Annotated in this window: 3 tRNA genes; all 3 read right to left on the reverse strand. The window is 47.8% G+C overall.

From position 1 onward, the window contains the following. Positions 1 to 2: 2 nt before the first annotated feature. Positions 3 to 88, reverse strand: a tRNA-Leu gene (locus LQ609_RS12600). Between the two features lie 13 nt (positions 89 to 101). Continuing rightward, a tRNA-Gly gene (locus LQ609_RS12605) sits at positions 102 to 176 on the reverse strand. Positions 177 to 203: 27 nt separating this feature from the next. Beyond that, positions 204 to 279, reverse strand: a tRNA-Lys gene (locus LQ609_RS12610). Positions 280 to 297 lie beyond the last annotated feature (18 nt).

Raw genomic sequence — 297 nt, forward strand, 5'->3', positions numbered from 1 at the left:
GGTGCCGAGGACCGGAATCGAACCGGTACGGTAATCACTTACCGCAGGATTTTAAGTCCTGTGCGTCTGCCAGTTCCGCCACCCCGGCAAAAAAATAATAATGGAGCGGAAGACGGGATTCGAACCCGCGACCCCAACCTTGGCAAGGTTGTATTCTACCGCTGAACTACTTCCGCTAAATAATTATTTTTGTATATTAATAATGGTGAGCCATAGAGGATTCGAACCTCTGACCCTCTGATTAAAAGTCAGATGCTCTACCAACTGAGCTAATGGCTCTAAAAAATGGTGCCGGCC

This window comes from Mammaliicoccus sp. G-M28 (assembly GCF_022386595.1).
GTDB lineage: Bacteria > Bacillota > Bacilli > Staphylococcales > Staphylococcaceae > Mammaliicoccus > Mammaliicoccus fleurettii.